Raw genomic sequence first — 5,891 nt, forward strand, 5'->3', positions numbered from 1 at the left:
TATCCACGTTTTGCTCTTCCATACTCAATCGACACTGCTCTGCATTGCTCATGTGATCCCGTCGTGACCTAACGCCCGCCTAAGGGGCTGGTAACGCTACAACCCAACTTAACGCATACAAAATTCACCACAAAAATCACCGCATAACAAAAATGCCACGCGTTGACAGTCCCGCTTGAGGCGCTTGTTAGGTTTGTGCACCGAAGCTCATGTAGTAGTAACCACCCAATTCATCATCCACTTTCGACACTATTTCAAAACCTTGTGACAAATAAAAGTTGAGTGCTTTTTGATTTTGAATCATGCACTTAAGGCTTAAGTTGCCATATTTCTTTTTTGCACCATTAAGCAACATCGAGCCAACACCTTGCCCCTGATATTCAGTGGAAACATAGAGATGATGGATAAAATTGTCAGGTTCCCAAATGGAAATGAAGCCGGCAACATTACCGAAAACCTCAGACAACCAAATTCGTTCACCTTGGCTATCGCGATCGAAGTCTTCTAGCCTAAAACTATCCGTCTTGAGCCATGGGAAACTATCTCGCCTAGAGTCCAAGTAGAGATTTCTCAACGATTCAAGATTACAGGCACTAAACTCTTTGATTTCCATGAACAACCTTAAACCTAACGCCCGCCTAAGGGGCTGGCGACGCATTAACACTAAACTCAAACACAACAACCGTAACCACCGCGGTTCAATGGGACTGGAAACGCCGCGCGTTGACAGTCCCTCTTGAGGCGTTTGTTATGTTTATTTAGCTACAACTGCAATCTTATCTTCTTTCTTTTCGCTATCTGTTAATTCGGAGTGAGCAACTGGATCTATTGGATGATAAGGAGGCAAATATGTTATGTGCATCGGTAACGAACGTTTGCCTTCTAACACAGCTAACACACCTTCACGGATTTTGGTTTGTTCATTCTCTATGCGCCCATGCGCAATAGGGCTATAGCAATCTCTTTTCAACTGAACCTCATCAAAATCATAACCTAATGATTGAGCCATTGCGTAAAGAAGACTTGTAAATAAGTCATTGCTCCGCTCGATCCATGCATCTAGCCTTTCGTCAGGAACACTATTGTTTAAATGATCGTTATAAATTTTCCAAGCATTCGTAACTTTTTTATCTGCGTAAGATTGCCACCGTTTCCCCAAAATAGATTTCCCGTAAAACTCAAGATCTATCATATTAAGTGCAGAAACATGTGCTCCGGATAACCTCGTTGCACGAGTTTCCATCAGTGTGTGAAACAATTGAAGTTTTCTTCTTGTTCGTTCGGTTATATTTTCAATTAGCTTCTGAGCTTGGACTGCCAATATTGGGCCAATAATAACCGCTCCAATTGTAATCCAATCTTTGATATCCATGTTTAATTCCATACTTTCCTCGATAAACATAACGCCCGCCTAAGGGGCTGGTAACGCTACAATTAAACTTAACGCATACCAAATTAATCACAAAAATCACAGCACACCAAAAATGCTGCGCGTGAACAGTCCCTCTCTAGGCGTTTGTTATGTGAATTACCTACCGAAGCCTGTTGTTTTTGTTAAAGCGCCTAACTTTTGCTCGCATATTCTTCATTGGTGATGACGTGTTGAACTGGATCATTCGACCAAATGTCCATTGTTCATACCATGTCGTTTCATACAATTCTTCATTGCTTAAACTTGCGACTAACAAGATAGGCTTGTTTATTGTTGAGTCTAACTCCTTAAGCAAGTCCTCGTATTTCCAATCACGGTACTGATCGTGAAAACTGACCGCCAACAATCCAAGCTGATTCCATTTATAACCCGTGTCAGGAAAATCGACTGGCAAACCTTGTGACTTCAAACTGTGCCATTTCAAGACCAAGTTTCCCCAACCAATAAGATAAGCGACAGTGTCACAAACGCTAATTTGTGTTCCTTTTACGTTACCTTCAATTTCACACTGACGTGCCATTGATGCAGGAACACTCCGATAATCGACCATAAGTTTCGGGAATATAGAATTTATAGCCGTGAGCAACTCATCTTTTGATTCTGGAACTGAAGACATTATTTTCTCCATTCACATAACGCCCGCCTAAGGGGCTGGCAACGCATAACACTAAACTCAAACACAACAACCGTAATCACCGCAGCTCATTGGGACTGGAAACGCCGCGCGTTGACAGTCCCTCTTGAGGCGTTTGTTAGCTTCGTAGCCTATTGTTTAACAATGATTTTTAACACATTTTCTGAAAAGCATCACACAAACACACGTCCAACACCAAAAGCTGTGAAGTTGGCTGCCAAAACTCAAAACGATCAAGGTTGAGTTGACCACGGTTAAGAGTCCGCGACAAAGAAAACACACTTTCAGTGATGATGCGGCCTTTGTGAAACCAAACTTTCCGTGTGGAGCATCCAACAACATTGAAGCATCGAGGTTTGATGGTTTTCAGCGACTTTGAAACTGCTGAACATTCCACACTTTCTACCAAATAAACATCAGAAAAACTCAAGAGCCAAATTGTGCAATTTGAGCGCTAAAAGCTGAATTTTCACAGCAAATGAACTTAGATTTTGATAGTTCTAGCCTTTAAGAAGCTAACGCTCGCCTAAGGGGCTGGCAACGCACAAACCAACTTAACGCATAGCAAATTAATCACAAAAATCACCGTACACCAAAAACGCCGCGCGTTGACAGTCCCTCTTGAGGCGTTTGTTAGTTGCCCTTACCCCAACCATGGTGCTAACATTCGTACACACAACAAAGGAGCTCACCATGGATACTAGAATTCAATTTCGTGTGAACGAAGAAACAAAACGTTTAGCTCAACAAATGGCTGAAAGCCAAGGTCGTACCCTTAGTGATGCTTGCCGTGAGCTCACTAAACAGTTGGCAGAACAACAACGCAAGGCATTATCTCACGATGCATGGCTAACTGAGCAAGTAAATCAAGCATTTGAGACGTTTGACTCAGGAAAATCGGTATTCGTTGAACATGACATCGCCAAAGCACGAATGGCTGAACGTAAAACTAAAATCCGAAGTCGAGGCCGCGCATGATTTTCTGGGAAGAAGCCTCTCTCAATGATCGTGAGAAAATTTTCGAATTTCTTTACGACTTTAACCCAGCAGCCGCTGAAAAAACGGATGAGCTCATAGAAACCAAAGTCGAAAATTTGCTTGAGCAACCACTAATGGGTGTTCAGCGTGACGGTATTCGAGGCAGATTGCTTATTATCCCTGAGATATCAATGATTGTTTCGTATTGGGTTGATGGTTCAAACATTCGGATAATGCGTGTACTACATCAGAAACAAAAATTTCCAAACGATTGATTTGTTGCCGATTGGCAACTAACGCCCGCCTAAGGGGCTGGTAACGCTACAAACCAACTTAACGCATATCAAATTAATCACAAAACCCAAAGTATTACAAAAACGCCGAGCGTTAACAGTCCCTCTTGAGGCGTTTGTTAACTGGCCAGGGCTGAGGATTTCCACCGAACATTTCATCAATGCGAACCATCACTTTATTCTTCATTTGAAGTGTTCGGATCTCACACCAATTTTCTGAGTATGAAAAATCCGCAAGCTTCACGCATTGCTATCGTTGGAAGCTCTCACGCTCCGCACAAATCTTTGAGATTGTTTTTAGCTCGTTCAAAATATCGGCATTGACCACAACGAAACATTCGTAAATTCCTTTTCTCAAATGTTAATGGATTTTCCGCTTTGCCAGTTAACGCCCTGCTAAGGGGTGAGCAACGCAAAAATCAGCTCACCGCATAATACCGTAACCACCAAAACTAACCGCATACCAAAAATGCTGCGCGTTGCGAATCCCTCTTGAGCAGTTTGTTATATTGCCGGACTATTGACCTAACGAAAGTAAAACTGCTTCTTCAGCATGAATTGCCGTCGTGTCATACAGCGGTATATCTGTATGCTCTTGTTGTACAAGTAATGCTATTTCCGTACAACCTAAAATGATAGCCTCCGCACCCTGATGATATAATCCGTTGATTATTTTTAAATATTGATTGCGTGAATTTTGCTTAATAATACCTAAACATAGTTCGTTATAGATAATGTCATGAATAACCGTTTGTTCGTCTGCATTTGGCACAATAACCTCAACACCAAACCTGTCGATAATGCGCTGCTTGTAAAAATCCTGCTCCATAGTGAAACGCGTGCCAAGTAAGCCCACTTTTTTGATACCATCTGAAACTAATTTTTTGGCTGTTGCATCTGCGATGTGAAGAATTGGAATTGAAATTGACGATTCAATTTCAGGTGCAACCTTATGCATTGTATTTGTGCATATAAGCAGGAAATCCGCACCACCGGATTCTATACGACTTGCAGCTTTCGATAAAATCTTGGCAGTTTCAGCCCATTTACCCTGATGTTGTAATCTTTCAATTTCATTAAAATCAACGCTATACATGCAAATTTTAGCAGAATGAAGACCACCTAATTTATGTCGAACAGATTCATTTATCGCCTTGTAATAACTAGCGGTTGATTCCCAACTCATTCCGCCCAACATTCCTATCGTTTTCATTTTATTCTCCATAACTCAACTGCAATATAACGCTCGCCTAAGGGGCTGGCAACGCACAAACTAACTTAACGCATAATAAATTAACCACAAAAATCACCGCATAACAAAAATGCCGCGCGTTGACAGTCCCGCTTGAGGCGCTTGTTAGGTTTGTGCACCGAAGCTCATGTAGTAGTAACCACCCAATTCATCATCCACTTTCGACACTATTTCAAAACCTTGTGACAAATAAAAGTTGAGTGCTTTTTGATTTTGAATCATGCACTTAAGGCTTAAGTTGCCATATTTCTTTTTTGCACCATTAAGCAACATCGAGCCAACACCTTGCCCCTGATATTCAGTGGAAACATAGAGATGATGGATAAAATTGTCAGGTTCCCAAATGGAAATGAAGCCGGCAACATTACCGAAAACCTCAGACAACCAAATTCGTTCACCTTGGCTATCGCGATCGAAGTCTTCTAGCCTAAAACTATCCGTCTTGAGCCATGGGAAACTATCTCGCCTAGAGTCCAAGTAGAGATTTCTCAACGATTCAAGATTACAGGCACTAAACTCTTTGATTTCCATGAACAACCTTAAACCTAACGCTCGCCTAAGGGGCTGGCAACGCACCAACCAACTTAACGCATAGCAAATTAACCACAAAACCTGCCGCATAACAAAAATGCCGCGCGTTGACAGTCCCTCTTGAGGCGCTTGTTAGTTTTGTAGCTCATTGTTTAATGATGACTTTTTATAAAAATAATCGAATCAAATTTTATGCAAAATCATCGAGCAAAAACACGTCCAGCATCAAACGCTGTGAAGTTAGCAGCCGAAACTCAAAACGATCAAGGTTGATTTGGCCAATGACCGGCTTTCCAACAAAGAAAGCGCACTCACAGCGATGTTGCAGTTTTTGCGAAACCAAACTTGCCGTGTGGACGCTTCCACAAAATGAATGCATCGAGGTTTATTGGCTTTAGCGATCTTGTGCCAACGACATTTTCAACGTTTTCTACCCAATCAGTATCAATCAAAATACAAAAGCCAACTCTTGAACTTTGAGCACCAAAAGCTGAATCATCGAAACAATTAGCGCAAATTTTATCAACTTTCCTGATAAAAACTAACGCCCGCCTAAGGGGCTGGCAACGCACAGCCCAATTTAACGCATAACAAATTAACCACAAAAACCTGCCGCATAACAAAAATGCCACGCGTTGACAGTCACTCTTGAGGCGTTTGTTATGATTCGCCTTGCTACTGACGTGGCGTGTCGCTACAATAATGAAAACTTTAAATGAAGGAATACATTATGTCTACCGCTAGCATACGCCTTGACCAAAGCCTCGTCGA

8 protein-coding genes and 1 pseudogene are annotated in these 5,891 nt (G+C 41.8%); 2 read left to right on the forward strand and 7 right to left on the reverse strand.

The window, feature by feature from the left end; all coding sequences use genetic code 11:
• Window positions 1-187: 187 nt before the first annotated feature.
• The 4 genes and pseudogenes from PUN32_RS13660 to PUN32_RS14065 all read right to left on the reverse strand — a co-directional run bounded on the left by PUN32_RS13660 (window position 188) and on the right by PUN32_RS14065 (window position 2,408).
• A complete protein-coding gene (locus tag PUN32_RS13660; protein WP_274723690.1) occupies window positions 188-613 on the reverse strand; it encodes a GNAT family N-acetyltransferase in 426 nt (141 codons plus the stop codon).
• Window positions 614-754: 141 nt separating this feature from the next.
• Window positions 755-1,372 (reverse strand): DUF6680 family protein, encoded by a 618-nt coding sequence (locus PUN32_RS13665; protein ID WP_274723691.1) that lies wholly within the window; start codon window positions 1,370-1,372, stop codon window positions 755-757.
• A gap of 160 nt (window positions 1,373-1,532) precedes the next feature.
• The gene (locus PUN32_RS13670) at window positions 1,533-2,048 is read right to left on the reverse strand and encodes a ClbS/DfsB family four-helix bundle protein (RefSeq protein WP_274723692.1); all 516 of its coding nucleotides are present in this window, start codon (window positions 2,046-2,048) and stop codon (window positions 1,533-1,535) included.
• Between the two features lie 169 nt (window positions 2,049-2,217).
• Window positions 2,218-2,408 (reverse strand): annotated as a pseudogene (locus PUN32_RS14065) (DUF645 family protein).
• 351 nt (window positions 2,409-2,759) lie between these two features.
• On the opposite strand from PUN32_RS14065, the gene PUN32_RS13685 reads away from it, so the two are divergent.
• Both PUN32_RS13685 and PUN32_RS13690 read left to right on the forward strand, forming a co-directional pair.
• Window positions 2,760-3,044, forward strand: a complete 285-nt coding sequence (locus tag PUN32_RS13685) for a type II toxin-antitoxin system TacA family antitoxin (RefSeq protein WP_274723693.1) — start codon at window positions 2,760-2,762, stop codon at window positions 3,042-3,044.
• Window positions 3,041-3,319, forward strand: a complete 279-nt coding sequence (locus PUN32_RS13690) for a type II toxin-antitoxin system RelE/ParE family toxin (protein WP_274723694.1) — start codon at window positions 3,041-3,043, stop codon at window positions 3,317-3,319. Before PUN32_RS13685 ends, PUN32_RS13690 begins: the two co-directional genes overlap by 4 nt.
• Before the next feature lie 535 nt (window positions 3,320-3,854).
• Here PUN32_RS13690 and PUN32_RS13695 read toward each other — a convergent pair.
• The 3 genes from PUN32_RS13695 to PUN32_RS13710 form a co-directional block, all read right to left on the reverse strand.
• On the reverse strand, window positions 3,855-4,550 hold the full coding sequence (locus tag PUN32_RS13695) for an aspartate/glutamate racemase family protein (protein ID WP_274723695.1): 696 nt from the start codon (window positions 4,548-4,550) through the stop codon (window positions 3,855-3,857).
• A 144-nt stretch (window positions 4,551-4,694) separates the two neighbouring features.
• The gene (locus PUN32_RS13705) at window positions 4,695-5,120 is read right to left on the reverse strand and encodes a GNAT family N-acetyltransferase (RefSeq protein WP_274723690.1); all 426 of its coding nucleotides are present in this window, start codon (window positions 5,118-5,120) and stop codon (window positions 4,695-4,697) included.
• Window positions 5,121-5,310: 190 nt separating this feature from the next.
• Window positions 5,311-5,499 (reverse strand): DUF645 family protein, encoded by a 189-nt coding sequence (locus tag PUN32_RS13710; RefSeq protein WP_406708017.1) that lies wholly within the window; start codon window positions 5,497-5,499, stop codon window positions 5,311-5,313.
• Window positions 5,500-5,891 lie beyond the last annotated feature (392 nt).

The sequence above is a fragment of the Vibrio chanodichtyis genome, from assembly GCF_028863985.1.
In the GTDB taxonomy this organism is placed as follows: Bacteria; Pseudomonadota; Gammaproteobacteria; order Enterobacterales; family Vibrionaceae; genus Vibrio; species Vibrio chanodichtyis.

Coding starts and splice junctions, on each gene's coding strand:
- PUN32_RS13660 (WP_274723690.1), bottom strand. CDS start 613: ATGGAAATCAAAGAGTTTAGTGCCTGTAATCTTGAATCGTTGAGAAAT.
- PUN32_RS13665 (WP_274723691.1), bottom strand. CDS start 1,372: ATGGATATCAAAGATTGGATTACAATTGGAGCGGTTATTATTGGCCCA.
- PUN32_RS13670 (WP_274723692.1), bottom strand. CDS start 2,048: ATGTCTTCAGTTCCAGAATCAAAAGATGAGTTGCTCACGGCTATAAAT.
- PUN32_RS13685 (WP_274723693.1), top strand. CDS start 2,760: ATGGATACTAGAATTCAATTTCGTGTGAACGAAGAAACAAAACGTTTA.
- PUN32_RS13690 (WP_274723694.1), top strand. CDS start 3,041: ATGATTTTCTGGGAAGAAGCCTCTCTCAATGATCGTGAGAAAATTTTC.
- PUN32_RS13695 (WP_274723695.1), bottom strand. CDS start 4,550: ATGAAAACGATAGGAATGTTGGGCGGAATGAGTTGGGAATCAACCGCT.
- PUN32_RS13705 (WP_274723690.1), bottom strand. CDS start 5,120: ATGGAAATCAAAGAGTTTAGTGCCTGTAATCTTGAATCGTTGAGAAAT.
- PUN32_RS13710 (WP_406708017.1), bottom strand. CDS start 5,499: ATGCATTCATTTTGTGGAAGCGTCCACACGGCAAGTTTGGTTTCGCAA.